The organism is Stenotrophomonas sp. 2201_Sma, assembly GCF_056486685.1.
The window spans coordinates 3,475,359-3,500,720 of record NZ_CM151329.1 but is presented as its reverse complement, the minus strand read 5'-3'; the positions used below and the strand labels follow the sequence as shown (position 1 = coordinate 3,500,720).

Below are 25,362 nucleotides of genomic sequence, written 5' to 3'. Positions count from 1 at the left end.
CAACCGGACCCACCCCGCCTTCGACAGTCTTCCGCTGCTGTTGGTGGGGTGTCGACCCTGCGTGGATGAACTGAAGAATGACCGGAATGATCTTCTGTAGCCGAGCCCTGCTCGGCTCAAAGGCCTCGCGTACAGCAGCCGAGCATGGGCTCGGCTCGACAGGGAGAGCCTGCTTTTGATCTTTTGATTCTCTTCCGTGGCTGGCACACGCAGGAAACTGTGAGGGGCCGGGCGGGTAGGTGGCGCGGGGGTGTCCGCGGCATGGATGCCGCGGCCAAGCCCCCAGGGATGGGTTTACGGCGTCCCCCGCGGCATCTACCCGACCGGCCCAACCCAGGAAATCGCCGTCCGTGACCCAGCCACGAGGGGCCCCGCCGTTGGCTGGAACCCATCATTCCACCGTGGAATTGGCGCGCCGGCCCCGCTGGGCCTACCATCGGCGCTCCCCACCCCCATCGCCCCTTCCATGTCCGCTCCCGCTTCCGCCGCACCGCGTCGCTGGTTCGTCGCCGGTGACTTCAATGGCTTCTTCGGCCTGGTCGTCGACAACCTCTCCATCCTCGGCTTCATCGCCATGGCGTTGGTCGGCATCTTCCAGTTTCCCGCCGACGTGGTGTTCGGCCGCATGTTTCCCGGTACCGCCTTCGGCGTGCTGATCGGCAATCTGCTGTACACCCTGATGGCGCGCCGGTTGGCGGCACGCACAGGGCGTGATGACGTCACCGCGATGCCGCTGGGGCTGGATGCACCCACCAGCATCGGCATGGCGTTGCTGGTGCTCGGTCCGGCGTTCGTCGCGTTCAAGCAGCAGGGCATGGACCCGCATGCCGCCGGCATTGCGACCTGGCAGCTGGGCATGGCGGCGCTGGTCATCATGGGCGCGCTCAAGCTGGTGCTCTCCTTCTTCGGCGAAGCCGTCACCCGCGCGCTGCCGCGTGCAGCGTTGCTCGGCTCCATCGCCGGCATCGCGCTGGTACTGATGGGCCTGCTGCCGTTGCTGGAAACCCTGCGTTCGCCACTGGTCGGCTTCACCACGTTGGGCCTGCTGCTGTATGTGCTGATCGCCAAGGGCCGGCTGCCGGTGCGTGGCCCGGGTGTGCTGCTGGCATTCGTGTTCGGCACCGTCCTGTACTACGGCCTCGGTCTGGCGGGACTGGGGGCCCCCGGCTTCCACGTGCCGGCGTGGACGCCGCCGCAGGTGGTGCTGCCGCTGCCGACGCTGGGCTTCCTGGACGGCCTGCCCACGGCAATGACCTACCTGCCGCTGCTGTTGCCGTTCGGCCTGCTGATGGTGGTCGGTGGCATCAACGTGTCCGAGAGCGCGCGCGCGGCCGGGGATGATTACCGCACCCGCGATATCCTGCTGGTGGAAGCGGTGGCCACGCTGGTGGCCGGTGTCTGCGGCGGTGTCGCGCAGACCACCCCCTACATCGGCCAGCCTGCATACAAGCACATGGGCGCACGCAGCGGGTACACGCTGCTGACGGGCCTGTTCGTCGGCATCGGCGGCATGCTGGGCATCATTTCCGGGCTGGTGCAGTGGCTGCCGCTGGCGGTGCTGGCGCCGATCATCGTGTACGTCGCCATCGACATCACCACCCAGGCGTTCCAGGCCACACCGCGACAGCACGCCGGAGCGATGGTGTTCGGCTTCCTGCCTTCGGTGGCCTACCTGCTGGCGATCAAGGCGCCGGGCTGGATCGCACCGGACCAGCTGCCGCAGCTGCTGACCAAGCTCGATGGACACGGCCTGCCGGAACTGGCGGTGATCTTCACCCTGGGCAACGGCTTCATCATCACCTCGATGCTGTGGATTTCCGCCGTGGCCGCCATGGTTGACGGCCGTCTGCGCCGTGCCTGCGGCTTCCTGCTGGTGGCGGCTGTGCTGACCCTGTTCGGCCTGATCCACTCGGTGGATCCGCGCGGCGGCATCTACCTGCCGTGGGACCTTGAAGGCCTGGCGCGTACCATCAGCTGGCAGTTTGCAGGGGCTTACGTGGCGCTGGCACTGCTGCTGGGGCTGTTGTCGCTGCAGAAGCAGGCGGTGAAGCCGCTGGGTGATCGCGCCGATCATTGACCGGTGACGCCGGGCATGGCCCGACGCTACCGCTCTCCGTCCAGCTCGGGGTAGTGGCGGAAGATGCCGTTGGTGTTGAACGCCAATCGCCGCTCCGACGCGAGATAGGCAGCGATGTTCGGTCGCTTCGCCACCCGCTCCTGCAGTGCCCGCAGCAGGGGCAGGCGCGGCGTGAGTGCCTGCATCCGGCGCGGGAACATGTAGTCCAGCCCGCTCATCAGCTGGAACAGCGACAGATCCACGTAGGAGTGCTCGCGCAGCGCATGGCGGCCACCGTTGGCCGCCAGCACCTGCTCGAAATAGCCGAGGAACTTCGGCAGCCGCTCGCTGCGCAATGACGCCGCACGTGCGTTGGCTTCGGTCTTCTGTTCCTCGTAGTACTTCGACGCAGCAATCGGATGGTGGGTGTCGTGTACTTCAGCCACCAGGTCGGCAATGGTCAGCTGCAACTGCAGCGCCTGCATGCGCCGCGACGCGGCCTGCGGCACCAGATCCAGGGTCGGGCCGAGAAAATCCAGGATCGCTGCGACCTGCGCGATGACCTGTCGCCCCGCCTTGAGGAACGGGGGGGCGAACGGTTGCGTGCCCTCACTGTGGCCATCGAGAAAGGGCTGCATCACGGCGTCGCCATGTATCCGCGCCATGTCGATGTAGTCGGCGCCAGCGTCTTCCAAGGCCAATCGTACGAATTCGCCACGTCCCTGGATGCCGGTCCAGTAGTACAACGCGTAGTGCATGACACGGTCTCCCCACGACAAGGTGCACAGCCTCGCGCAGCGCGCGCAAAGCAGGCGTGAGCGTGCCCTGCGTGCGGCGCCAACCCCAACGGCAGCGGAACACGCGGGGAACCCTCGGGAATCGAGAGGGTCACACCTTGTCCATGCAGATGGAAAACGAGGGACTGCATCATGCAGAGTGGAAAGGCGGTATGGCCCTGGGTGCTGGGTGTGGTGGTGATCGGTGGCGCGGGCGGTTGGCTGTTCCGCGATCAGCTCAAGAGCCTGGCGGACGGTGTCCCGGTGCCGGTGCAGTCGCCCCCCGCCAGTGCTGGCGCACCGCCACAACCGAAGGCGGCCGCAGAAACCGCACCGGCGCCGCCCGCCATCCAGCATCCGCTGGACACCGAAGCCGCGGCCGATCCCGCGCTGCCGGAACTGGCCGACAGCGATATCGCGGCCTGGAGCGCATTGAGCCAGCTGTTCCAGGGGGAGGGGCCGCTCACCCTGCTGCTGCGCGATCACCTGATCCAGCGCCTGGTGACCCAGGTCGACAATCTGGACAAGCCCAGTGTTCCGCCGACCGCATTGGCCGCGCGGCCTCTGCCGGGGAGCCTGCAGGTCGAGCCGGGCGAGGGCGGGGAACGCATCGCCGCCAGCAACGCCGCGCGCTATGCGCCCTATGTGCAGGCATTCACCGCGCTGGACCCGGCGGCAACGGCTACGGCGTACAAGCGCTTCTACCCGTTGATCCAGCAGGCCTATGTCGATCTTGGGCGGCCAGAGGGCTACTTCAATGATCGCCTGGTGGCGGTGATCGACCATCTGCTGGAGACCCCGGAGCCGCAGCAGGCGCCCCTCGTTCAACGCGATGAACGGGGCCGCTACCGCTTCGTGGATCCGGATCTGCAGGCGCGCTCGATTGGCCAGAAGGCCCTGCTGCGCATGGATGTGGCGCAATCGCGGGCGGTCAAGCAGCAGCTCCGGGCGATCCGCAGCGCGATCGCGCGCTGAGCGATCGCGGGCGCGGCCCGCCATGCGTACTGATCCGGATCAACGCGCCGACCACACCCGTTCCGGCATGCTGGCCCCAGGCTGACTGGCCCCGGGGTGCAGTCGCAGCCGCCCTTGAAACCGGGTGGTGCAACCGCATCTTTCCAGCATCGCCGGCACGGGCCGGCACTGACGACCGATGAGGATTCGCAATGCGGATGGACAAGCTCACCTCGCGTTTCCAGCAGGCGCTGGCGGACGCGCAGTCGTTGGCCGTGGGCCGCGACAACAGCATCATCGAACCGGTCCACGTGTTCAGCGCACTGCTGGACCAGCAGGGCGGCAGCACGCGCCCGCTGCTGGCGCAGGCCGGTGTCAATGTACCGGTGCTGCGCGAGCGCCTGGACGAGGCGCTGGACGCGCTGCCGAAGGTGTCCGGGCAGGCCGGCAACCTGTCGATCGGCAATGATCTCAACCGCCTGCTCAACCACACCGACAAGCTGGCCCAGCAGCACGGCGATGCCTTCATCGCCAGCGAGTGGTTCGTGCTGGCGGCGCTGGAGGATGGCGGCACGCTCGGCATGGCGCTGCGCGCCGCCGGTGCCGACAAGGCGCGCCTGCAGTCGGCGATCGACAAGCTGCGCGGCGGCGAGAACGTGCAGTCGGAGAACGCCGAAGAGCAGCGCCAGGCGCTGGAGAAGTACACCATCGACCTGACCGCGCGCGCCGAGAGCGGCAAGCTGGACCCGGTGATCGGCCGTGACGAGGAAATCCGCCGCACCATCCAGGTACTGCAGCGCCGGACCAAGAACAACCCCGTGCTGATCGGCGAACCCGGCGTGGGCAAGACCGCGATCGTGGAAGGGCTGGCCCAGCGCATCATCAACGACGAAGTGCCTGAGGGCCTGCGCGGCAAGCGCGTGCTGTCACTGGACATGGGCGCGTTGATCGCCGGCGCCAAGTTCCGCGGTGAATTCGAGGAGCGACTGAAGGGCGTATTGAACGACCTAGCCAAGAACGAAGGGCAGATCATCCTGTTCATCGATGAGCTGCACACCATGGTCGGGGCCGGCAAGGCCGACGGTGCGATGGACGCCGGCAACATGCTGAAGCCGGCGCTGGCGCGCGGCGAGCTGCACTGCATCGGTGCCACCACGCTGGACGAGTACCGCAAGTACATCGAGAAGGATGCCGCACTGGAACGCCGCTTCCAGAAGGTATTCGTGGGCGAGCCTTCGGTGGAGGACACCATTGCCATCCTGCGTGGGCTGAAGGAGAAGTACGCCCTGCACCACGGCGTTGAGATCACCGACCCGGCGATCGTTGCTGCGGCCACGCTGTCCAACCGCTACATCACCGACCGCCAGCTGCCGGACAAGGCCATCGATCTGATGGACGAGGCCGCCTCGCGCCTGCGCATGGAGATCGACTCCAAGCCCGAGGAACTGGATCGGCTGGAGCGGCGCGTGATCCAGCTGAAGATCCAGCGCGAAATGCTGAAGAAGGAGAAGGACGATGCCTCGCGGCAGCGCCTTGCCGATCTGGAGAATGACATCGAGGTGCTGGAGCGCGAATTCTCCGACCTCAATGAAATCTGGAAGTCGGAGAAGGCCGCGCTGCAGGGCGCAACGAAGATCAAGGAGCAGGTGGAGCAGGCCAAGCTGGAGCTGGAAGCCGCGCAGCGCCGGCAGGATTTCGCCAGGATGAGCGAGATCCAGTATGGGCTGCTGCCCCAACTGGAAAAGCAGCTGGCGGCTGCCCAGGAAGCCGAGCACAAGGACTTCAAGCTGGTGCAGGACCGGGTGACCGACGAGGAGATCGCCGAGGTCGTGTCGCGCTGGACCGGCATCCCGGTGAACAAGATGCTCGAAGGCGAGCGCGACAAGCTGTTGCGGATGGAAGAGGTGCTGCACAACCGCGTGGTCGGCCAGGAAGAGGCGATCAAGGTGGTGTCTGACGCGGTGCGTCGCTCACGCGCGGGCCTGTCCGACCCGAACCGGCCTGCCGGCTCGTTCCTGTTCCTGGGCCCGACCGGCGTCGGCAAGACCGAACTGTGCAAGTCCCTGGCCGAATTCCTGTTCGACAGCGCCGACGCGATGATCCGCATCGACATGAGCGAGTTCATGGAGAAGCACAGCGTCGCCCGCCTGATCGGTGCACCTCCGGGCTACGTCGGCTATGAGGAAGGAGGCTACCTGACCGAAGCCGTGCGTCGCCGTCCGTACTCGCTGATCCTGCTCGACGAGGTCGAGAAGGCGCATCCGGACGTGTTCAACATCCTGCTGCAGGTGCTGGATGATGGCCGCCTGACCGATGGCCAGGGCCGCACGGTGGACTTCCGCAATACCGTCATCGTGATGACCTCGAACCTGGGTTCGCACCAGATCCAGGATATGAGCGGTGACGACAGCCCGGAGGCCTACATGCAGATGAAGGCCGCGGTGATGGGGGTGGTGCAGGCGCACTTCCGTCCGGAGTTCATCAACCGCCTCGACGATATCGTGGTGTTTCACCCGCTGGACAAGCAGCAGATCAAGCAGATCGCGCGCATCCAGATGCGCGGGCTGGAGAAGCGGCTGGCCGAGCGCGGCCTGAAGCTGGTGGTGTCCGATGCCGCGTTCGACCTGCTGGGCAATGTGGGCTTCGATCCGGTATACGGCGCACGCCCGCTGAAGCGCGCGATCCAGTCGCAGCTGGAGAATCCGCTGGCACAGAAGATCCTGTCGGGCGCCTTCGCCAACGGAGACACCATCGAGGTCGGCAACGACGGCGGTCACCTGGTGTTCGCCAAGGCCTGATGTCGGCCGGGTTCCCGCCCATGGGGGCGGGAACCTGCGGGCTGCCGGGCAGGTCCTGATAACCACAGGTTACGGGCTCATCGCCAGCGGCTCTCAGCGTGCGCGGTGGGGTCGCCTATCGTGCAGGTTTCCCCGGATGGAACCTGACGCGATGAGTGATCCGCAGTGGCAACTGGAAACCCTGGCCGTGCACGGCGGCTACCGGCCCGACCCGACCACGCGCGCAGTGGCGGTGCCCATCTACCAGACCGTGGCCTACGCCTTCGATGACACCCAGCACGGCGCCGATCTGTTCGATCTGAAGGTGCAGGGCAACATCTATACCCGCATCATGAATCCCACCACCGACGTGCTGGAGCAACGTCTGGCCGCGCTGGAAGGCGGGATCGGTGCGCTGGCGCTGGCCTCCGGGCAGGCTGCGATCACCTATGCGATCCAGACCATCGCCGAAGCAGGCGACAACATCGTCGCCGCCAGTGCGCTGTATGGCGGCAGCCTCAATCTGCTGGCGCATACGCTGCCGCAGTACGGCATCCAGGCGCGGTTCGCCGATCCGGCCGATCCGTCAGCCTTTGCTCCCCTCATCGACAGCCGTACCAAGGCGGTGTTCGTGGAGTCGATCGGCAATCCACGCGGGAATGTCACCGACATCGCCGCGATTGCCGAAGTCGCCCATGCCGCCGGCGTGCCCTTGATTGTCGACAACACGGTTGCCACGCCTTTCCTGCTGCGCCCATTCGAGCATGGCGCGGATATCGTGGTGCACTCGCTGACCAAGTACCTCGGCGGCCATGGCAACAGTCTGGGGGGAGCGATCATCGATTCGGGCCGCTTCGACTGGACGGCGCAGCCACAGCGTTTCGCCCGTCTCAACCAGCCGGACCCGAGCTATCACGGTGTGGTCTACACCGACGCCCTCGGCCCGGCCGCCTACATCGGCCGGGCGCGGGTGGTACCGCTGCGCAATACCGGCGCGGCACTGTCGCCGTTCAATGCGTTTCTCATCCTGCAGGGCATCGAGACCCTGGCCCTGCGCATGGAACGGATCAACGCCAACGCGCTGGCCGTGGCGCAGTATCTGAAGCAGCATCCCAAGGTGGCGTGGGTGCGCTATGCCGGCCTGCCGGATGACCCTGAGCATGCGGGCGCACAGCGTTACCTGCGTGGGCAGGGCTCAGGCGTGCTGACCTTCGGTCTCCCTGGCGGACGTGAGGCCGGTGCCCGCTTCCTGGACGCACTGAAGCTGTTCACGCGGCTGGTCAACCTGGGTGACGCCAAGTCGCTGGCCACCCATCCGGCATCCACCACCCACCGCCAGCTGGATGCCGATGAACTGGCCCGCGCCGGGGTCAGCGAAGACACGGTGCGGCTGTCGATCGGCATCGAGCACATCGGCGACCTGCAGGCCGACCTGCAGCAGGCGCTGGCCGGCGCCTGATAGCCAGGCGCTTGGTCGTCATCGCCAGTGGCGATCACCACCGCCGCCGCGATGCGCTACGGTGGAGCTGCCTCTCCAAGGCGTGGCACTGGTGTTACCTATCCCCGGTCGATGCGGGTCGACCGGGGATTCTTCATGGCAGCCGCCGGGCATGGCCCGGCGCTACGCCGTCCGCCCTGCCTCACACCACCGGAATGCTGTGCTGGCCGAGATTCCGGTAGGGCGGGGTGGACATGATCATCTCCGCCAGCGAATAGGCCAGCTCGCGCTCGGCCATCACCGTGCCATCGGCGCCATGTTCCAGCAGGTGCTTCACTTCAGCATCGCTGTGTGCCCGTGCCAGCAGGGTCAGCTCGGGATTGATCGCGCGCAGTTTGGCCAGCGCTTCGCCGGCTTCCAATGGCTGCGGAATGGCCAGGACGGCGATCTTGGCGCGCTCCGGGTGGGCCTCGGCCAGCACCCGGTCGGCCGCGGCGCTGCCACGGATCGCCGCGAGACCACTGGCATGTGCACGCTCGACATGGTCCTTGTTGTCATCGATCACCAGCACCGGTACGCCGCGGTCGCGCAGCACCTGCGCCAGCTCGCTGCCGACGCGGCCGTAGCCGATCACGATGGCGTGGTCATGCAGGTCGCGCGAGGGCCCGGTGGCTTCTTCCGGCTCCGGCGCCTGCGGCAGCTGCTCCTGCTTCGCCTGCCAGCGGTCGAGCAGGCCGAACACCAGCGGGTTGAGCATGATCGACACCAGTGCACCGGCCAGCACCAGCGACTGTCCTTCCTTCGGCAGGATCTGCAGCGAGACACCGAGGCCGGCGATGATGAAGGCGAACTCACCGATCTGCGCCAGGCTGGCCGAGATGGTCAGCGCGGTGCTGCTCGGGTGGCCGAACGCGCGCACAATGAAGAAGGCGGCGGCGGACTTGCCGAACATGATGATCAGCACCGTGGCCAGTACCTGCCACGGATGCTGCACGACGATGTTGGGGTCGAACAGCATGCCCACCGAAACGAAGAACAGCACCGCGAACGCATCGCGCAGCGGCAGCGAATCATGCGCCGCCTTGTGGCTCAGTTCCGATTCGTTGAGCAGCATCCCGGCGAAGAACGCGCCCAGCGCGAAGGACACGCCGAACAGCATGGCCGAACCGAAGGCCACGCCCAGTGCGATCGCCAGCACTGACAGGGTGAACAGCTCGCGCGAGCCGGTGCCGGCGATGCGTTCGAGGATCCAGGGAATGACCCGCCGACCGACCACCAGCATCACGGCCACGAACAGGCCAAGCTGCACGAACGTCCAGCCCAGATCGGCCAGCACGCTGCCGACGGTGTGGGTTTCCTTGGCCGCATCGGGGCCGAACACGCCGGCGAGCACCGGCATCATCACCAGTGCCAGTACGCAGGCCAGATCCTCCACGATCAGCCAGCCCACTGCGATCTTGCCGCGCATGGTCTCCAGCAGGCGGCGCTCTTCCATCGCCCGCAGCAGGACCACGGTACTGGCGGTGGCCAGCGAGAAGCCGAAGATCACCCCATGCAGTGTCGGCCAGCCCATCAACCACGCCACGCCCCAGCCGAGCAGGGTGGCCACTGCGATCTGGCCGATGGCACCCGGGATGGCGATGGCCTTGACCGCCATCAGGTCCTTCAGCGAGAAGTGCAGGCCGACGCCGAACATCAGCAGCATCACGCCCAGTTCGGCCAGCTGGTTGGCCAGCGCCTGGTCGGCGACGAACCCCGGGGTGAATGGCCCCACGCAGATGCCAGCAACCAGATACCCGACCAGGGGAGACAAGCGCAGCTTGTTGGCCAGCGCGCCGAAGATGAAGGCGAGCCCCAGGCCAACGGCGACGATGTTGATCAGGTCGGTGTCATGGTGCATCGGCACTCGCAGGGTTCGGGGAGGGGGATGTCCCGATTTTCACCGATGAGGCCACATACGGCAAACCCCTCCAGCGTATCGGATCGTTGCGTAAGGGGAGCCGTCGGTCGGCGTCCGAGCTGGCGTGTGCGGGCCGGTCGAGGGGCGCTGTCGGGATCGGCCCTGTGTGGGGCGGCCAGTTGCTCTGAACCATGAACCTGAGCCAAGCCGACGCCAGCCGATACAAGCACGGGAACGGGGATGGGTTCGACACGTGGCGACGTCTTTGCAGGGCCCCTGGCCCTGTGCCACAAGGTCTTCCAGTCGATGCGACGGCATCCAAGCACCGGTGGTTGGACGGAAGGCGCAGGCGAAGGGGGTGAAGTTTGCGATCTGGCGGGTTTCCCCGAAACCGGCACGCGTCACCATGTGCTCGCTCCTCCGTTCTGCTGACCAACCAGTGGGGCCTGCTCTCTTCAGACCAGTGAACAACCACATGAAGCTTCCCGACATTGACGTAGTAATGCAGGCGATAGGTCAAGACACGAGCTCGGCGCCCCTGGCCCGCTTGCTCCTTGAACTGGAAATCGGTGAGCGCGACCTTCGCCACTATCCGTTGAAGCTGGCGGGAATGCGGTTTTGGACTGACGAGGAAAATACGCTGCAGTTGGAATTCAAGGATATCGGCCTGCTGGCGGACATTCCGTACCATGACCTGGACGATGGGCCCTGGGTACTGACGAGCGCAGCGTTCTGGGGGCCGAGAAAGAGTAAGAAGAACAAGAAGGAAGAGCTTGCCTACTCTGGCCCGTTGCCCTGCGCACTGAGCTTTTCCATGCTGCGCCGAGATGTAAGGGGGCGGCTCGATGCGCTGAATGCAGGGGATGCTGTTGAAATGGGATTTGATGGTGAGGTAGATGTCTGGTGCGTCGGTGGCTTGGAGCTCGCAGTTGATTTCTCTGGTCCCGATGATTCGATTCGCTGCATCTCGTTGAGCGATCCTATCAAACGTATCGATCGCCATCCGTAGGCAGGTCGTGGCGGCTTACCGCTCAAGTAGACAACGAGATCTTTGTGAGTCATCCAACGGTTGAAGAATTCATCGCTGTGATCGGTAGAGATTCAGAACTGCAGGAGCTCGAAATCATGTTCTCCAGGAACGGAATCCAGCTCCGGGATCTGGATGATTACCGCTTGGGCATCAGTGGTCACCGGATCTGAGTGGATGATGCTGCGGGACGGCAACTGGCAATGTCGACGCATGGACGCTCGAAAAGCTGGAGCTGGCTGTCGACTACGACGGTGAAAGGGGAGTGCGTTGCGTCAGCCTACGGCTGCCGCCAGAGGAATGAATGAAATGGAACTCCAGGCGATAACGGCCCTCTTTGGTAGAAGCGCTGCTGATCCAGCCGTCACGACGATGCTTCAATCGCTGGGCGTCAGGCGAAGACCAGAGTTGATCCGTCCCGCCAGAAGCCCTTATGAGGCCGTCCTGCGTGCGAGCGGCCAGGGCGTGCTGTTCTCTTTCAGCGAACGAAATTACTGGAATGGACGATCTGTAGCATCGCACGGGAAAAGCGGCGTGCTTGTTTTCACCAATGTCGCTGTGACCTCAGGAATTCCAGACGTCATGCGTCGCTATGAGGGTGTCCTGCCCTTTGGCCTAAAGTGGGATGACGACAGGGCTACGGCGCGCGCCAGACTGGCTACGGCAGGGTGGGGGAGTAGACTGCATGCCGGCAGGCGCGACGCTTGGTGGTTGCCTGACCACCGCATCCGTTTGACCTATCAACCGGAGTGCGTCGAACAGGCACGAGAGCCTGGGATCGTTGATATCAGCGTGGGAATTCCCATGCCATTGCTGGCCCACGCGCCGGCGATGCACGCGTTCCCCTCAGCGGAGCAGGTGCTCGATATCCTCGGGAGATCGACCGGAGGTGCCGATTTCCAGGCTGTGTTCCGGGAATTTGGTCTTGCGAGTCTGATGGCGGAGGCGAGCAGGGAGGTCGTTGACAGAGCCGACGAGCATGGCTTCATCCTTTACTTCGACAGTAAGCGAGGCGTGCCCGGTGGCCACCCGGTATGCACCGGCATAAGTTTCATCCGCGATCGACTGGGAAACTCAAGAGCCTGGGCTGGACCGTTGCCATTCGGTCTTCAATTCGATGATCCGCCGTCCATTCTCGAAGAACGCATTGGTGAACGAGCCAGTCGATGGCGCGATGAGGGAACGTTTGGCAGCGCGAGCTGGTCGCTCCCTGGATTTCAAGTAAACGTGAATTTTGACAGTCTGGACAATTGTCTTGAGTCTGTCCGTGTGATTGCACGAGGTCGTCGCAGGACCAATTGCCAGCCGTGCGACTGATCTGCCCGCAGCACAAAACAGAACACCCGCCGCGGTAGGTCAGCGGGTGCGAAACGCGAGCGCCGCCGGGCATGGCCCGGCGTTACCGGTGCCGCTTACCAGGTGTACCGGATACGCCCGTACACATACGCGCCGTTGAAGCCGAACGGCGAGTAGTTGCTGTACGGCAGCATGCCGAAGGTCGAGTTCTGCAGGTCCGCCGTCCGGTCCGGATACTTGTCCAGCAGATTGTCCGCGCCGACGGTCAGGGTCCAGTTGCTGCTCGGCTTGTAGCTGGCCGAGGCATCCACTACCCAGGCATCACCGTAGGTCTGGTCACGCAGCGCGGTGGCCGAATTGCGCACGGTGAACTTGCCGTAGCGTGTGGCCGCCAGGCCCAGCTCCCAATGATCCGAGCGCCAGGTGCCGCTGAGGATCGCCTTGTCGCGCGGATAGCTGTCCTCGATGCGGCCGATCTCATCGCGGCCGATCAGCGACTGCGAGATACCCAGCGTCGGGAACACCGACGGAGACCCGTTCACCCGCTTCACTTCGGTTTCGTTGTAGCTGTAGGCCGCCGTCAGCTCCAGGCTGCTGGCACTGAAGGGCACGGTATAGCTGGAGACGAAGTCCACGCCCCGCGTGCGCGTGTCCAGTGCATTGGTGAAGTACGAGAAGGCCGTCACCTGCGGCAGGCCCAGCCCGCCCAGCAGCGCGGCTGCAGCCGGCGTGGTGGTGATGTTGGAGGACAGCGCGATGCGGTCGTCGATGTCGATCTGGTACGCATCGATGGTCACGTACAGGCGGTCCACCGGCTGCAGCACCAGGCCCAGGCTGTAGCTGGTGGAGGTCTCGGCCTTCAGTGGCGAGGCGCCCAGCGCCTGTGCGGCCGGGCTGGTGGTGGGGAAAGTGCCGCGTTCGAAGAAGTCACCGTTGATGATGGTGCTGGTCACCGCTTGGTAGCCCTGCTGGCCCAGCGATGGCGCGCGGAAGCCACTGGACGCGGTGGCCCGCAGCGCGACCTTGTCGGTGAACGCGTAGCGTGCCGAAAGCTTGCCGGAGAAGCGGTCACCGAAGTCCGAATAGTCTTCGTAGCGCCCGGTGAGGCCGGCGGAGAACTTCTCGGTCAGGTCCGCTTCCAGGCCGGCGTAGACCGCATAGTTGTGGCGGTCGGTATGCACTTCATTGGTCGGGGTGAAGCCGGCGAAGCCCTGTGCGCCGCTGCCGGTGTACGAATTCAGCTCGCCCGGGTTCTGGTCCCACTTCTCCTTGCGGTACTCACCACCGAAGGACAGCGTCACCGGATAGGCCAGGCCCCAGTCCAGCGACTTGGTCAGGTCGGCATTGAAGATGTCCTGCTGGTACTTCAACGTGCCGTCGTAGAACGAGCTCGGGCTGGCCGTGCCCAGGCTGTAGTTGATGGTGTTGCGGGTGTGGAAATCCAGGGTGTTCTCGCCGTGGTTCAGGCTCAGGTCCCAGGTCCAGCCGCTGTCGGTGCTGCCCTTGACGCCGGCCACCAGCGAGCGGTCCTTGGAGTACTGGTTGATCTGCGGCACGAAGCCGTCGGGATAGACCTGGGCCAGCAGGGCGCCCTGCCCACTGTGGTTGCGCGAGCGGTAGAACGCGAACGAGGTGATGTCGCGGTTGCTGAGCAACGCGTTGGCGTAGCCGGTAACGCGGTCGCTGAAGTCGAAGCTGGCGTTGGCCGAGGCGGCGGTCGCATCCACGCGCGGATCGCCGACCACGAAGGTCGTCTCGCCGATGCCAGGGAAATTGCCGGTGTTCGGTGTGCTGCCCTGGTAAGGACCGGCGCGGTTGCTTTCATCCTGCTGGCTGATCTGCCCGGCCACGTGCAGGCAGCCACGGCCGCTGCCGAACTCCACGCCGGTATCGCCGGAGAGCTGGTACTTGTTGCCATCGCCGGCCGAATACTGGCCGTAGTCGACGGCCAGGCTGCCGCCGCTGCCGCTGCCCTTGAGCACGATGTTGATGACGCCGGCGATGGCGTCCGAGCCGTACTGCGCCGAAGCGCCGTCGCGCAGCACTTCAACGCGCTCGATGGAGGCGATCGGAATCGCATTGATGTCCACCGCCGACGAGCCGCGGCCGATGCTGCCGTTGACGTTGATCATGGCGGAGGTGTGGCGGCGCTTGCCGTTGACCAGCACCAGCACCTGGTCCGGTGACAGGCCACGCAGCTGCGCCGGTCGCACGCCGCTGGTGCCGTCGGTCAGGGCCGGGCGCGGGAAGTTCAGCGAGGGCAGGGCACGCGACAGCGCGGTGGCCAGTTCGCTGGTGCCGGTGGACTGCAGAACCTCGGGGGTGATGATGTCGATCGGGGACTGCGATTCGGCGACCGTGCGGTCGGCCACGCGGGTACCGGTGACGATCACGGTGTCCAGTGTGTTGGCGGCAGTACCGCTCTGCTGGGCGGCGGCGAGGAACGGAGAGCCACCGAGTGCGACAGCGACGGCGGCGGCGATCAGGCTGGTCTTGCGGGTCATCGGGACGGAACTCCGGTTGGCGGGGACGGCACCGGTATCGACATCACGAGGTGAAGCGGACGACGGTTGTTGCGGTGCGCAAAATAGGAATTAACGGGATATTCAGTGCCTGTCAAATGCCGGCCATCGGAAAAAACGTTGCAGCAGCAACCATTTAGCCGCGATGGGCATCATCATGAGAGGGGCCCGGGACACGTGCGGTGAGGACGTGGGAGAGAGGAAACGCCAGCCGCTGCGCATCCCGGGGCGCGTCAAGTATTCGTTAACGCTAGAATTGCGTCGCAGGAACAGTGCTCACCAGCACATTCCATCCGGTTATATGGACCCCCCCGATGATTTCGCTTCGTAATTTCGCCTTGCGCCGCGGCGAGCGGCTGCTGTTGTCCAACGTCGACCTGACCCTGCATGCCGGTTACCGGGTGGGCGTGGTCGGCCGCAACGGTGCCGGCAAGTCCAGCCTGTTCGCGGCGGTGAAGGGCGAACTGGAGGCCGACAAGGGCGACGTCGACCTGCCCGGCAAGGTCCGCATTGCCAGCGTGGCCCAGGAAACCCCGTCGCTGCCGGATCCGGCGTTGAGCTTCGTGCTCGGTGGCGATACGGAAGTGGCCGCCGTGCTGGCCGAAGAGGCCGATGCGACCGCCCGTGAAGACTGGGAGGCGGTGGCCAATGCCCATACCCGGATGGCCGAGATGGGCGCCTATGACGCCGAAGCACGTGCCGGCAAGCTGCTGCACGGCCTCGGCTTCCCGGCCGAGACCCACCACCGCGCGGTGTCCTCCTTCTCCGGTGGCTGGCGCGTGCGCCTGAACCTGGCCCGCGCGCTGATGATGCCCAGCGACCTGCTGCTGCTCGACGAGCCGACCAACCACCTCGATCTGGATGCGGTGTACTGGCTGGAACAGTGGCTGCTGAAGTACCCCGGCACGCTGCTGCTGATCTCGCATGACCGCGAGTTCCTCGACAACGTTGCCACCCACACCCTGCACCTGCATGGGGGCGGCGCCAAGCTGTACCCGGGCGGCTACACCGATTTCGAGCGCCAACGTGCCGAGCAGCTGCGCCAGCAGCAGATCGCGCACGAGAAGGAACAGGCCGAGCGGGCCCATCTGCAGAGCTTCATCGACCGCTTCAAGGCGCAGGCCAGCAAGGCCGCGCAGGCGCAGAGCCGCATGAAGCGTCTGGCCAAGCTGGCCGGTACCGAGGCCGTGCGTGCCGAGCGCGAGTTCCGTATCGAGTTCGCACCGCCCGCCAAACTGCCGTTCTCGCTGATCCGCCTGAATCATGTCGAGGCGGGCTATGGCCAGGACGCCGTGATCCTGCACAACGTCGGCTTTGGTCTGGAAGCGGGACAACGCATCGGCCTGCTCGGCCCCAACGGCGCCGGCAAGACCACCCTGGTGAAGACCCTGGTGGGCGAGCTGGCACCGATTGCCGGAGAGCGCATGGCCCATCCGGACCTGAAGATCGGCTACTTCGCACAGCACACGGTCGAGTCGCTGCACGAAGGCCAGTCGCCGATGGAGCATTTCCGCGAGATCGCGCCGGATGCGCCGAACCAGTCGTTCCGCGATTTTCTCGGCAAGTGGAATTTCCCGGGTGATCGTGCATTCGAGCCGGTCGATGGCTTCTCCGGTGGTGAGCGTGCGCGCCTGGCGCTGGCGCTGATCGCCTGGCAGCAGCCGAACGTGCTGCTGCTGGACGAACCGACCAACCACCTGGACCTGGAAATGCGCGAGGCGCTGGCCGAAGCGCTGGCAACCTTCGAAGGCGCGATCGTGATGGTCTCCCATGATCGCCACCTGATCGGCCTGGTCTGCGATACGTACTGGCGCGTGGCCGATGGCGTGGTCGAGCCGTTCGACGGAGATCTCGACGCCTACGCTGCGTGGCTGCGCACCCGTCCGCAGGCGCAGGGCACCAAGGCGCGCATGGAGCAGGTGGAAGAGCCGGTGGTGGTCAAGACCGCACCGGTGGCGCAGGTCGTGCAGAAGAAGCCGGTGAATCCGCACAAGCTGGCCGCGGCGGAAGCCAAGGTGGCCGAGCTGGAAGCCGGCCTGGCCGAACTGGACCGTCAACTGGCGGACCCGGCCAACTATGCCGACAGCACCCGCATGGCCGTGCTGGGCCGTGATCGCGAAACGGCCGCTGCGCAGCTGGAAAAGGCTGAAGCTGCCTGGATGGAGCTGCTGGAGTCCTGATGGAGGGCGCCGGGCCATGCCCGGTGGTGTTCCCGATCCGCTGCGCTCGCCGGGCATGGCCCGGCGCTACCGCTCGTGCGCATCAGCCCGGCGCTACCGCTCGCGCGCGTCAGCCCTGCGCCTGCAACCATTCCCGGAAGCGTCGTGCAGGCTCACGCTCGGCGCGTGAGCGCAGCCTCGTCAGCCAGTAGCGGCCTAGTTCCAGCGTCGTGGCGAACGGCTGCAGCAGCCGTCCTTCCGCCAGTTCCTGTTCGAACATGCGCAGCGGCAGCAGGGCCACGCCGGCCCCTCCGGCAGCGGCCATGGCCAAGGTCAGCGACGAATCGAATACCGGCCCGCGCGCCTCCACGCCGCTGACCCCGGCCGCCTGCAGCCAGCGCGGCCATTCGTCATTGCGATAGGAGCGCAGCAGCGGCAGCGTGCCCAGATCACGCGGCTGTTTCAGCCGGCGTGCCAGGGCGGGGGCGCACAGCGGTGCGAACGGCGCATCCAGGATCGCCGTGCAGGCCTGCCCCTGCCAGTCGCCCTCACCGAAGCGGATGGCCAGGTCCAGGCCTTCGCCGGCAAGATCGATGCGGTTGTTGTGCGTCTGCACGCGAAGCTCGATATCCGGATGCGTGGCCTCGAACGCGGCCAGGCGTGGCAGCAGCCAGCCGGTGGCGAAGGTGCCCACCACGCCCAGCGTCAGCACTTCGCGGGCCGCTCCCCCCGTGTAGCGCGCGATGCTGGCCGAGATGCGCTCGAACGCTTCGTTGAGCACCGGGAACAGCGCGGCGCCTTCATCGGTGAGGGCGACGCCGCGAGGCAGGCGATGGAACAGGCGGATCCCCAGCCGGTCCTCCAGCCCCCGGATCTGATGGCTCAACGCGGCCTGGCTGACGCACAGCTCAAGCGCGGCGCGGGTGAAGTTCTGGTGGCGGGCCGCTGCTTCGAAGGCGCGCAGGGCGTTGAGCGGCAGAGTCGGATGCAGCATCGGAAAGCCGTGAGCTGAAATGATGACTGATCGTAGCGGGATCCGGATGGTTCGTGGAATCTCCGTTGAATGCCCTTCTTAGGCATGAATGAAATTGATGGCACGTGCTGAAAAAACGCGCTGGTCAGGCGCGGCGGGGGCTTTCGATAATCGGGTTCACTTTCCGGAGGTCCTGCATGTTGCCCCGTCGACGATTCCTTCAGTTCAGTACTTCAGCAGTGGTGTCTTCACTGGCACTGCCGCTGATCGCCCGTGCTGCCGGCAGGGGCGTTGGCACGTCGGCGGCGGCCGGCGCGATCGCCGCCGCCACGGACTTTGCCGCCCTGGAAAATGCCTGCGCCGGCCGGCTTGGCGTGACCGTGCTGGATACCGCCAGCGGTCGCCGCATCGGCCATCGCCAGGATGAGCGGTTCCCGCTGTGCAGCACGTTCAAGACGGTGCTGGCGGCCACGGTGCTGGACCAGTCACGGCGCGTGCCCGGGCTGCTGGACAGGCGCGTGCCGGTGCGCGAGGCCGACCTGCTTTCGCATGCGCCGGTGGCGCGCCGCCACGCCGGCAAGGATCTGACCGTACGCGACCTGTGCCGGGCAACGATCATCAGCAGCGACAACACGGCGGCCAATCTGTTGTTCGACGTGGTGGGCGGGCCGCCCGCCGTGACGGCCTTCCTGCGCGCTCAGGGCGACAGCGTGACCCGCAGCGATCGTCTCGAGCCGGAACTGAACAGCTTCGCCGAGGGTGATCCACGTGACACCACCACGCCGGCGGCGATGGCCGCGACCCTGCAGCGGCTGGTGCTGGGCGATGCGCTGGCGCCGGGCGCGCGCCAGCAACTGGCCGACTGGCTGATCGACAACGAAACCGGCGATGCGTGCCTGCGCGCAGGGCTGGGCGCGCGCTGGCGGGTGGGCGACAAGACCGGCAGCAATGGCGAGGATGCACGCAATGACACCGCCGTGTTGTGGCCCGTGCGGGGAGGGGCACCCTGGGTGATTACGGCCTACCTGCAGGCTGCGGACATCAGCAACGATCAACGCGCCAGCGTGCTGGCGCAGGTTGGACGCATCGCGGACAGGCTGATCGGCTGACGCCCGCCAGTCTCCGGGCCGGGCTTGCTCCGAGGGTCGTGCGCGCGCATCCTGCGCGCGTTCGAAACCACACGGAAGTCCCCCATGAGTCATGAGTTGATCTACCTGCTGCTGATCTTCGCGCTGCTGGTGATCCCGCGCGCGCTACAGCGCTTCAGCCTGCCCGCACCGCTCACCTGCCTGCTGTTCGGGATCATCGGCATGCTCTGGCTCGGGGACCAGGCGCACGACGCGGTGATCGGGCTGCTGGCCACGCTCGGCATCTCGTCCCTGTTCCTGTTCGCAGGTCTGGAGGTCGATCTGCAGGCGTTGCGCCGTGGCATGTGGCCCCTGCTGGCGCATCTTGTGGTGCGCAGCGCCACCCTGTTCGGCGTCGGCTGGCTGGCCTGGCGCTACGCCGGCCTGCCGTGGCAGGCCGCGGGCCTGCTGGCCCTGGCACTGCTGACGCCCTCCACGGGTTTCATCATGGATTCGCTGTCGCGGCTGGGTCTGAGCGAGGACGAGCGGTTCTGGGTGACCAGCAAGGCCATCGCCGGTGAGCTGCTGGCGCTGGCGGCACTGTTCATCGTGCTGCAGGCCGGCGATCCGGGTCACATGGCCCTGTCCAGCCTGGCCCTGCTGGCGATGATGGTCGGCCTGCCGCTGCTGTTCATCGCGCTGGGTCGCTGGGTGGCGCCGCACGCGCCCGGTTCGGAGTTTTCGCTGCTGGTCATGGTCGGCATGGTCGCTGCCTACATCACCTACCTGCTGGGGGTGTATTACCTGGTGGGCGCCTTCATCGCAGGCCTGGTCGCACGGCTGCTGCACCAGCGCATGCCGCTGCTGGCCTCGCACGAGAACCTGCATGCACTGCGGCTGTTCGCATCGTTCTTCGTGCCGTTCTACTTCTTCAATGCCGGCACCAAGGTTCCGGCCGAGGCATTGAGCTTCGAAGCGCTGGGGCTGGGCATCGTGATCACCCTGGTGGTGCTGCCGCTGCGTATCGGCGTGGTCTGGCTGCAGCGCAGGCTGATGTTCGGTGAGAGTTTCCGCAGCAGTCTGCGCGTGTCGCTGGCGCTGGCGCCGACGCTGATCTTCACCCTGGTCCTGGCCGCGATCATGCGTGAGCGGTTCCAGATTCCGGCGGTGCTGTTCGGCGCATTGCTGCTGTACGCGGCGCTGACCACCCTGCTGCCCTCGCTGGTGTTCCGCACGCCCTTCGATGTCGACCCGGTCGAGCAGGAGCCGGACGGGGCGGGCGAGGCCGCACCCGTGGCGGCAACCGAGACCCTGGCGGAGGGCGTGGACACGGGGCGTTGAACGGGTGAGTGGTTTGCGCAGGCCGGCCATGGTCGTTAGGGTTGGGGCATGAAACTGCCTGCCCTCGTCACTGCTTCTGCCGCCCTGCTCACGCTCGCAGCCTGCTCACAGCCCTCGCATACGGTCGCCCACGACGTGGCGACGGCCCCGGCCGACGCCTTCATGGCTGCGATCGCCGCCCACTGCGGCCAGGCGTACGAGGGCAAAGTGGTGGAGGACACGCCGGCACCGACCGGCAAGGACCCCTTCGCCGGGCAGCGGCTGGTCATGCACGTGCGGGGCTGTGCCGATCCCGGGCATGAGCTGCGCATCCCCTTCCATGTTGGCGATGATCATTCGCGGACCTGGGTCCTGACCCGCACCGAGAGCGGGCTGCGGCTCAAGCACGATCACCGGCATGCCGATGGCAGCCCTGATGCGATCACCCTGTATGGCGGCGACAGCCGTCCGCCGGGTACCGCCGAACGCCAGCAGTTCCCGGCCGATGCCGATTCGGTGGCCATGTTCCGCCGCGCCGACATGCTGGCGTCTACCCACAACGTGTGGGCGATGGAGATCGAGCCGGACCAGCGCTTCGTCTACGAGCTGACCCGTCCCGAAGGCCGCCGCTTCCGCGTGCAGTTCGACCTGAGCAAGCCGGTGGCGTTGCCGCCGGCACCGTGGGGCGACGAGGCCCCGCCGGCAACCGCACCGTAGCGCTCGAATCGCGCCTGGCAGTGCCGGGCCATCCCCGGCGACCGCGGCGGCGGCGATGCCGCCGCACGCCCGCAGGTTCGTTCGCTCAGCGCGTGCCGAAGCGGGCCCGGCAGCCGTTGCTCACCCAGACCTGGCCTCGCGCATAGCCCCAGCTGCGGCCCTCCTGGCAGGCGCTGCCCGACAACTGCTGCTGCAGCACCGGCCGGCCCTGACGCTCGTCCCAGTCACAGTTCTGGACGCGGTTGTTGTTGCTGCTGCAGGTGATGGAGTAATTGCTGTTGCCGCCGCCGCCCCAGCCGCCGTTGCCGCCGCCCCAGCCACCGCGGGCTTCAGCGAACTCGGCGCGGCAGCCATTGCTGACCCACACCGCGCCATTGCGCACGCCCCAGGTGCGGCCTTCCTGGCAGGGACTGCCGGACAACTGGCGGACCAGGCGGGCATTGCGCCATCCGACCGGACAGCTGCGTTCACGGTTGTTCTGGCTTTCGCAGCGGATGGTGTTGCCGTTGCTGCCCCCCCAGCCGCCATTGCCACCGCCCCAACCGCCGCGACCCTCGACGAATTCGGCACGGCAGCCGTTGTTGACCCAGATGCTGCCGTTGCGGCTGCCCCAGGTACGGCCTTCCTGGCAGGCCGAGCCGGACAGCTGGCGTACCAGCTGCGCGCTGCGCCAGCCGGTAGTGCAGACCCGTTCGCGGTTGTTCTGGCTTTCGCAGCGGATGACGCCGTTCTGCGCGGCGGCGGGGGCGGGGGAGAGGGTGAGCCCGGCGAGGGCGCCCAGGCTGAGGGTGACGGCCAGGCTGGCCAGGGACAGCGTTTTCATGGCGAATCCCCATACGGTGTGTGGTGCGCGACTATAAGGACGGAACGGATAAAGCCCGTGTGACTGCCCCGCATTTGCCCCGGCCGGGGCCTCGGCCGCAGAATACGGGGCTTTCCGGCCCATCGGGTGCCGGCGTTCTCCAGCGGAGCTTTCCCCCATGCGTACCCACTTCTGCGGCCTGGTCGACGAGACCCTGATTGGCCAGACTGTCACCCTCGCCGGCTGGACCGACGTGGCCCGTAACCAGGGCGGCGTCTGCTTCATCGATCTGCGCGATCATGAAGGCATCGTGCAGGTGACGGTCGAGGTCGACAACGCCGAAGTGTTCGCGGTCGCGGCCAGCCTGGGCTACGAGGATGTGCTGCAGGTGGAAGGCGTGGTGCGTGCCCGCCACGCGGTGAACGACAAGATGGCGACCGGCAGGGTGGAAGTGATCGCCACGGCCATTACCGTGCTGAACAAGGCGGCGCCGTTGCCGTTCCACGCTCACGAGAATCCGGGCGAAGATACCCGCCTGAAGTACCGCTACCTGGACCTGCGCCGCCCGGAAATGCAGCGCATGCAGCGCACCCGCATCAAGCTGGTGCAGGCGCTGCGCCGTCACCTGGATGCGCGTGGCTTCCAGGACATCGAAACCCCGATCCTGACCAAGGCCACCCCGGAGGGCGCGCGCGACTTCCTGGTGCCGGCGCGCATGCATCCGGGCGAGTTCTACGCTCTGCCGCAAAGCCCGCAGCTGTTCAAGCAGATTCTGATGGTGGCCGGCTTCGACCGTTACTACCAGATCGCGCGCTGCTTCCGCGATGAAGCGCTGCGTGCCGACCGCCAGCTGGAATTCACCCAGCTGGACATGGAGTTCGCCTTCGTGCGCGAGCGCGACGTGCAGGATTTCGTCGAAGAGATGATCCGCGCCATCTTCAAGGAAGTGGTGGACGTCGACCTGGATGCCAGCTTCCCGCGCATGACCTGGGCCGAAGCGATGCGCCGGTATGGGTCGGACAAGCCGGACCTGCGCATCGCGCTGGAACTGGTGGACGTGGCCGAGCTGGTCAAGGGCAGTGAGTTCCCGGTGTTCACCGGCCCGGCCAACGACGCCGATGGCCGCGTCGCCGCGCTGCGCATCCCCGGTGGCGCAGCGTTGAGCCGCAAGCAGATCGATGAGTACGCTGCGCACGCCGCCAAGTACGGCGCCAAGGGCCTGGCCTACATCAAGATCGCCGACAACGGCGAGGTCAGCTCGCCGATCCAGAAGTTCTTCAGCGAAGACGCCTTCGCCGCGCTGGTTGCGCACGTCGGCGCCGGCAAGGGTGACATCGTGTTCTTCGGTGCCGGTGGCTATAACAAGGTCTCCGACTTCATGGGCGCACTGCGCCTGAAGGCCGGTAAGGACTTCGGCCTGGTCGCCGATGGCTGGCGCCCGTTGTGGGTCACCGATTTCCCGATGTTCGAATGGGACGACGAGGCGCAGCGCTATGTCGCCCTGCATCACCCCTTCACCGCACCGGCCGTGGACGATATCGCCGACCTGCGCGCCAATGCCCGTACCGCGGTCTCGCGCGGCTACGACATGGTGCTCAACGGCAATGAAATCGGCGGCGGCTCGATCCGTATCCATCGCCCGGACATGCAGAGCGCGGTGTTCGAGCTGCTCGGCATCGGCGCCGAAGAAGCGCGTGCGAAGTTCGGTTTCCTGCTCGACGCGCTGAACTACGGCGCGCCGCCGCACGGCGGCATCGCATTCGGCATCGACCGTATCGCCGCGCTGATGGCCGGTACCGAGTCGATCCGCGACGTCATCCCGTTCCCGAAGACCACCGGTGCACAGGATCTGATGACCGACGCGCCGTCGCCGATCGTCGACGAGCAGCTGGCCGAAGTGCATATCCAGGTTCGCCCCAAGAAAAACTGATCAGGAGATCCAGGCAATGACCGAGTTTGCGTTTTCGCTGGAGTGGGAAAAGCTGGGCAATGAAGGCTCCGAGGCCAACCTGGTCACCGAGCGGGCACGCGTGTTCGGTGGTTGGCTGGTCCGCGTCGGCACCAACCCGTCGGCGATGGCCCTGACCTTCGTCGCCGACGGCGAAGGCCGCTGGGACGGTGAAGACTTCGGCGTCGAAGATTACGAAGACGACGAAGAGGAAGAAGAGTACGACGAGGACGAGGAAGGCGAAGAAGAGGACGAGGACGAAGAGGAGTACGAGGAAGAGGACGAGGAAGACGCGGAATCGCCTGAAAAGGCTTGACCCGCCCTTCGCGCTGACGTCAACTTCCTGCATGTACTCGATCCGCCGCGCCACCGTGGACGACGCGCCGACCTTGTCGGCGCTGGCCGCACGCACGTTCACCGAGACCTTCGGCCACCTGTATCCGCCGCAGGACCTGCAGGCGTTCCTGCAGGAGTCCTACACGGTCGAGCGCCAGCGCACGATCCTGGCTCACCCGGATTACGCCGTGTGGTTGCTGGAGCGGGAAGGGGAGGCGGTCGGTCATGCCGCCGCCGGTCCCTGTGGCCTGCCCCATCCGGACGTGAAAGCGGGGGATGGCGAGCTCAAACGCCTGTATCTGGTCAAGTCGCAGCAGAGTTGTGGCTGGGGCAGCCGCCTGCTTGAAACCGCGCTGGCGTGGCTGGAGCGCGACGGCCCGAGGACACTGTGGCTGGGCGTGTGGTCGGAGAACTTCGGCGCACAGCGCTTCTATGCCCGTTACGGCTTCGAGAAGGCCGGGCAGTACCTGTTCCCGGTCGGCCAGACCAACGATCTGGAGTTCATCCTGCGCCGCGCGCCGCGAACGGCCTGAGCGCGTTCACCGCCGCTTTCTGCCGGCGTGTGTTCAATCACCTCACGTTTCCGCCCCGCTGATCGCCAGGCTGTTGCACATGACACCCCCCGTACTGCTGCTCCATGGCATCTGGAACGCCCGCGCCTGGGTAGGGCCGCTGGCGTGGCGCCTGCGCGCGCGCGGGTTCCGGGTGCAGACCTTTGGCTATTCCTCCGTGTTCGGCGGCCCGGATGTAGCGGTACCTCAGCTGTTGGAGCGTCTGGCCGATGCCGGACCGCTGTCGCTGGTCGGCCACAGCCTTGGCGGGCTGCTGGCGCTGGAGGCACTGCGCCGGCAACCGCAGCTGCAGGTACAGCGCGTGGTCTGCCTTGGCTCGCCGCTGCGCGGCAGCGGTACCGCGCGTTCGCTGTCCGAGCATGGCTGGGGCCTGGCCTTGGGCCGCAGCAGCGAACTGCTGCTTGACGGCCTGCCCGACTGGCAGGGCACGGCCGCGGTCGGCCTGATCGCCGGTTCGGTGCCGCATGGGCTGGGCAGCCTGCTCGGCGCGATCGACGATGCCTCCGACGGCACGGTGGCGCTGGCGGAAACCCGCCTGCCGGGTCTGGCCGATCATTGCGTAGTGCGTACCAGCCACAGCGGCCTGGTGGTTTCGCCCGATGCGGCACGGCAGACCGCGCACTTCCTGCGCCACGGCCGGTTCGATCACAGCCGCGACGCTGCGGCCGCGTAGGCGCCCGGTCGATGCGCACCGTCCGCCGGGCATGGCCCGGCGCTACCCC

Annotated in this window: 19 protein-coding genes; 14 read left to right on the top strand and 5 right to left on the bottom strand. The window is 66.4% G+C overall.

Features of this window, described 5'->3' with window-relative positions:
• Positions 1-466: 466 nt before the first annotated feature.
• Entirely contained in the window at positions 467-2,077 is a 1,611-nt protein-coding gene (locus ACZLIF_RS16210; protein ID WP_111187260.1) for a SulP family inorganic anion transporter, read from the top strand.
• Between the two features lie 26 nt (positions 2,078-2,103).
• Here ACZLIF_RS16210 and ACZLIF_RS16205 read toward each other — a convergent pair whose 3' ends face one another.
• Positions 2,104-2,814 carry a glutathione S-transferase gene (locus ACZLIF_RS16205; protein WP_128990563.1) on the bottom strand — a complete coding sequence of 237 codons (711 nt, stop codon included), beginning with the start codon at positions 2,812-2,814 and terminating at the stop codon, positions 2,104-2,106.
• A 171-nt stretch (positions 2,815-2,985) separates the two neighbouring features.
• Between ACZLIF_RS16205 and ACZLIF_RS16200 the strand changes: the two genes are divergently transcribed.
• The 3 genes from ACZLIF_RS16200 to ACZLIF_RS16190 all read left to right on the top strand — a co-directional run bounded on the left by ACZLIF_RS16200 (position 2,986) and on the right by ACZLIF_RS16190 (position 8,022).
• A complete protein-coding gene (locus ACZLIF_RS16200; RefSeq protein WP_128990561.1) occupies positions 2,986-3,807 on the top strand; it encodes a DUF3014 domain-containing protein in 822 nt (273 codons plus the stop codon).
• 191 nt (positions 3,808-3,998) lie between these two features.
• Positions 3,999-6,584: an ATP-dependent chaperone ClpB gene (gene clpB, locus ACZLIF_RS16195; RefSeq protein ID WP_065174752.1), complete on the top strand. Its 2,586-nt coding sequence runs from the start codon at positions 3,999-4,001 to the stop codon at positions 6,582-6,584.
• A gap of 151 nt (positions 6,585-6,735) precedes the next feature.
• Positions 6,736-8,022 carry an O-acetylhomoserine aminocarboxypropyltransferase/cysteine synthase family protein gene (locus ACZLIF_RS16190; RefSeq protein ID WP_053519387.1) on the top strand — a complete coding sequence of 429 codons (1,287 nt, stop codon included), beginning with the start codon at positions 6,736-6,738 and terminating at the stop codon, positions 8,020-8,022.
• Between the two features lie 181 nt (positions 8,023-8,203).
• Here the strand turns inward: ACZLIF_RS16190 and ybaL are convergent, their stop codons facing one another.
• Entirely contained in the window at positions 8,204-9,901 is a 1,698-nt protein-coding gene (gene ybaL, locus ACZLIF_RS16185; RefSeq protein WP_053519386.1) for a YbaL family putative K(+) efflux transporter, read from the bottom strand.
• A gap of 475 nt (positions 9,902-10,376) precedes the next feature.
• On the opposite strand from ybaL, the gene ACZLIF_RS16180 reads away from it, so the two are divergent.
• Positions 10,377-10,910, top strand: coding sequence for a hypothetical protein (locus tag ACZLIF_RS16180; protein ID WP_128990559.1), 534 nt, complete (start codon positions 10,377-10,379; stop codon positions 10,908-10,910).
• A 327-nt stretch (positions 10,911-11,237) separates the two neighbouring features.
• Positions 11,238-12,245: a hypothetical protein gene (locus ACZLIF_RS16175; protein ID WP_128990557.1), complete on the top strand. Its 1,008-nt coding sequence runs from the start codon at positions 11,238-11,240 to the stop codon at positions 12,243-12,245.
• A gap of 95 nt (positions 12,246-12,340) precedes the next feature.
• Here the strand turns inward: ACZLIF_RS16175 and ACZLIF_RS16170 are convergent, their stop codons facing one another.
• A complete protein-coding gene (locus ACZLIF_RS16170; RefSeq protein ID WP_128990554.1) occupies positions 12,341-14,728 on the bottom strand; it encodes a TonB-dependent receptor plug domain-containing protein in 2,388 nt (795 codons plus the stop codon).
• A 332-nt stretch (positions 14,729-15,060) separates the two neighbouring features.
• On the opposite strand from ACZLIF_RS16170, the gene ACZLIF_RS16165 reads away from it, so the two are divergent.
• Positions 15,061-16,926: an ABC-F family ATP-binding cassette domain-containing protein gene (locus ACZLIF_RS16165; RefSeq protein ID WP_053519381.1), complete on the top strand. Its 1,866-nt coding sequence runs from the start codon at positions 15,061-15,063 to the stop codon at positions 16,924-16,926.
• A 109-nt stretch (positions 16,927-17,035) separates the two neighbouring features.
• On the opposite strand, the gene ampR is transcribed toward ACZLIF_RS16165, so the two are convergent.
• Positions 17,036-17,899, bottom strand: a complete 864-nt coding sequence (ampR, locus tag ACZLIF_RS16160; protein ID WP_053519379.1) for a LysR family transcriptional regulator AmpR — start codon at positions 17,897-17,899, stop codon at positions 17,036-17,038.
• Positions 17,900-18,075: 176 nt separating this feature from the next.
• Here ampR and blaL2 point away from each other — a divergent pair, with 176 nt between their 5' ends.
• The 3 genes from blaL2 (at position 18,076) to ACZLIF_RS16145 (ending at position 20,982) form a co-directional block, all read left to right on the top strand.
• Complete coding sequence (gene blaL2, locus ACZLIF_RS16155; protein ID WP_478462107.1) at positions 18,076-18,987, top strand: L2 family extended-spectrum class A beta-lactamase; 912 nt, start codon at positions 18,076-18,078, stop codon at positions 18,985-18,987.
• 84 nt (positions 18,988-19,071) lie between these two features.
• Positions 19,072-20,286, top strand: coding sequence for a cation:proton antiporter (locus ACZLIF_RS16150; protein WP_053519375.1), 1,215 nt, complete (start codon positions 19,072-19,074; stop codon positions 20,284-20,286).
• A gap of 48 nt (positions 20,287-20,334) precedes the next feature.
• Complete coding sequence (locus ACZLIF_RS16145) at positions 20,335-20,982, top strand: hypothetical protein (RefSeq protein ID WP_053519373.1); 648 nt, start codon at positions 20,335-20,337, stop codon at positions 20,980-20,982.
• Between the two features lie 85 nt (positions 20,983-21,067).
• On the opposite strand, the gene ACZLIF_RS16140 is transcribed toward ACZLIF_RS16145, so the two are convergent.
• Positions 21,068-21,805: a DUF3011 domain-containing protein gene (locus ACZLIF_RS16140; RefSeq protein ID WP_128990550.1), complete on the bottom strand. Its 738-nt coding sequence runs from the start codon at positions 21,803-21,805 to the stop codon at positions 21,068-21,070.
• Positions 21,806-21,962: 157 nt separating this feature from the next.
• Here ACZLIF_RS16140 and aspS point away from each other — a divergent pair, with 157 nt between their 5' ends.
• The 4 genes from aspS (at position 21,963) to ACZLIF_RS16120 (ending at position 25,313) form a co-directional block, all read left to right on the top strand.
• A complete protein-coding gene (gene aspS / locus ACZLIF_RS16135) occupies positions 21,963-23,714 on the top strand; it encodes an aspartate--tRNA ligase (RefSeq protein WP_053519369.1) in 1,752 nt (583 codons plus the stop codon).
• A 16-nt stretch (positions 23,715-23,730) separates the two neighbouring features.
• Positions 23,731-24,048: a DNA primase gene (locus ACZLIF_RS16130; RefSeq protein WP_128990548.1), complete on the top strand. Its 318-nt coding sequence runs from the start codon at positions 23,731-23,733 to the stop codon at positions 24,046-24,048.
• Between the two features lie 31 nt (positions 24,049-24,079).
• Positions 24,080-24,601, top strand: coding sequence for a GNAT family N-acetyltransferase (locus ACZLIF_RS16125; RefSeq protein ID WP_074899607.1), 522 nt, complete (start codon positions 24,080-24,082; stop codon positions 24,599-24,601).
• A gap of 79 nt (positions 24,602-24,680) precedes the next feature.
• Entirely contained in the window at positions 24,681-25,313 is a 633-nt protein-coding gene (locus tag ACZLIF_RS16120) for an esterase/lipase family protein (RefSeq protein WP_053519363.1), read from the top strand.
• Positions 25,314-25,362 lie beyond the last annotated feature (49 nt).

Coding starts and splice junctions, on each gene's coding strand:
- ACZLIF_RS16210 (WP_111187260.1), top strand. CDS start 467: ATGTCCGCTCCCGCTTCCGCCGCACCGCGTCGCTGGTTCGTCGCCGGT.
- ACZLIF_RS16205 (WP_128990563.1), bottom strand. CDS start 2,814: ATGCACTACGCGTTGTACTACTGGACCGGCATCCAGGGACGTGGCGAA.
- ACZLIF_RS16200 (WP_128990561.1), top strand. CDS start 2,986: ATGCAGAGTGGAAAGGCGGTATGGCCCTGGGTGCTGGGTGTGGTGGTG.
- clpB (WP_065174752.1), top strand. CDS start 3,999: ATGCGGATGGACAAGCTCACCTCGCGTTTCCAGCAGGCGCTGGCGGAC.
- ACZLIF_RS16190 (WP_053519387.1), top strand. CDS start 6,736: ATGAGTGATCCGCAGTGGCAACTGGAAACCCTGGCCGTGCACGGCGGC.
- ybaL (WP_053519386.1), bottom strand. CDS start 9,901: ATGCACCATGACACCGACCTGATCAACATCGTCGCCGTTGGCCTGGGG.
- ACZLIF_RS16180 (WP_128990559.1), top strand. CDS start 10,377: ATGAAGCTTCCCGACATTGACGTAGTAATGCAGGCGATAGGTCAAGAC.
- ACZLIF_RS16175 (WP_128990557.1), top strand. CDS start 11,238: ATGGAACTCCAGGCGATAACGGCCCTCTTTGGTAGAAGCGCTGCTGAT.
- ACZLIF_RS16170 (WP_128990554.1), bottom strand. CDS start 14,728: ATGACCCGCAAGACCAGCCTGATCGCCGCCGCCGTCGCTGTCGCACTC.
- ACZLIF_RS16165 (WP_053519381.1), top strand. CDS start 15,061: ATGATTTCGCTTCGTAATTTCGCCTTGCGCCGCGGCGAGCGGCTGCTG.
- ampR (WP_053519379.1), bottom strand. CDS start 17,899: ATGCTGCATCCGACTCTGCCGCTCAACGCCCTGCGCGCCTTCGAAGCA.
- blaL2 (WP_478462107.1), top strand. CDS start 18,076: ATGTTGCCCCGTCGACGATTCCTTCAGTTCAGTACTTCAGCAGTGGTG.
- ACZLIF_RS16150 (WP_053519375.1), top strand. CDS start 19,072: ATGAGTCATGAGTTGATCTACCTGCTGCTGATCTTCGCGCTGCTGGTG.
- ACZLIF_RS16145 (WP_053519373.1), top strand. CDS start 20,335: ATGAAACTGCCTGCCCTCGTCACTGCTTCTGCCGCCCTGCTCACGCTC.
- ACZLIF_RS16140 (WP_128990550.1), bottom strand. CDS start 21,805: ATGAAAACGCTGTCCCTGGCCAGCCTGGCCGTCACCCTCAGCCTGGGC.
- aspS (WP_053519369.1), top strand. CDS start 21,963: ATGCGTACCCACTTCTGCGGCCTGGTCGACGAGACCCTGATTGGCCAG.
- ACZLIF_RS16130 (WP_128990548.1), top strand. CDS start 23,731: ATGACCGAGTTTGCGTTTTCGCTGGAGTGGGAAAAGCTGGGCAATGAA.
- ACZLIF_RS16125 (WP_074899607.1), top strand. CDS start 24,080: ATGTACTCGATCCGCCGCGCCACCGTGGACGACGCGCCGACCTTGTCG.
- ACZLIF_RS16120 (WP_053519363.1), top strand. CDS start 24,681: ATGACACCCCCCGTACTGCTGCTCCATGGCATCTGGAACGCCCGCGCC.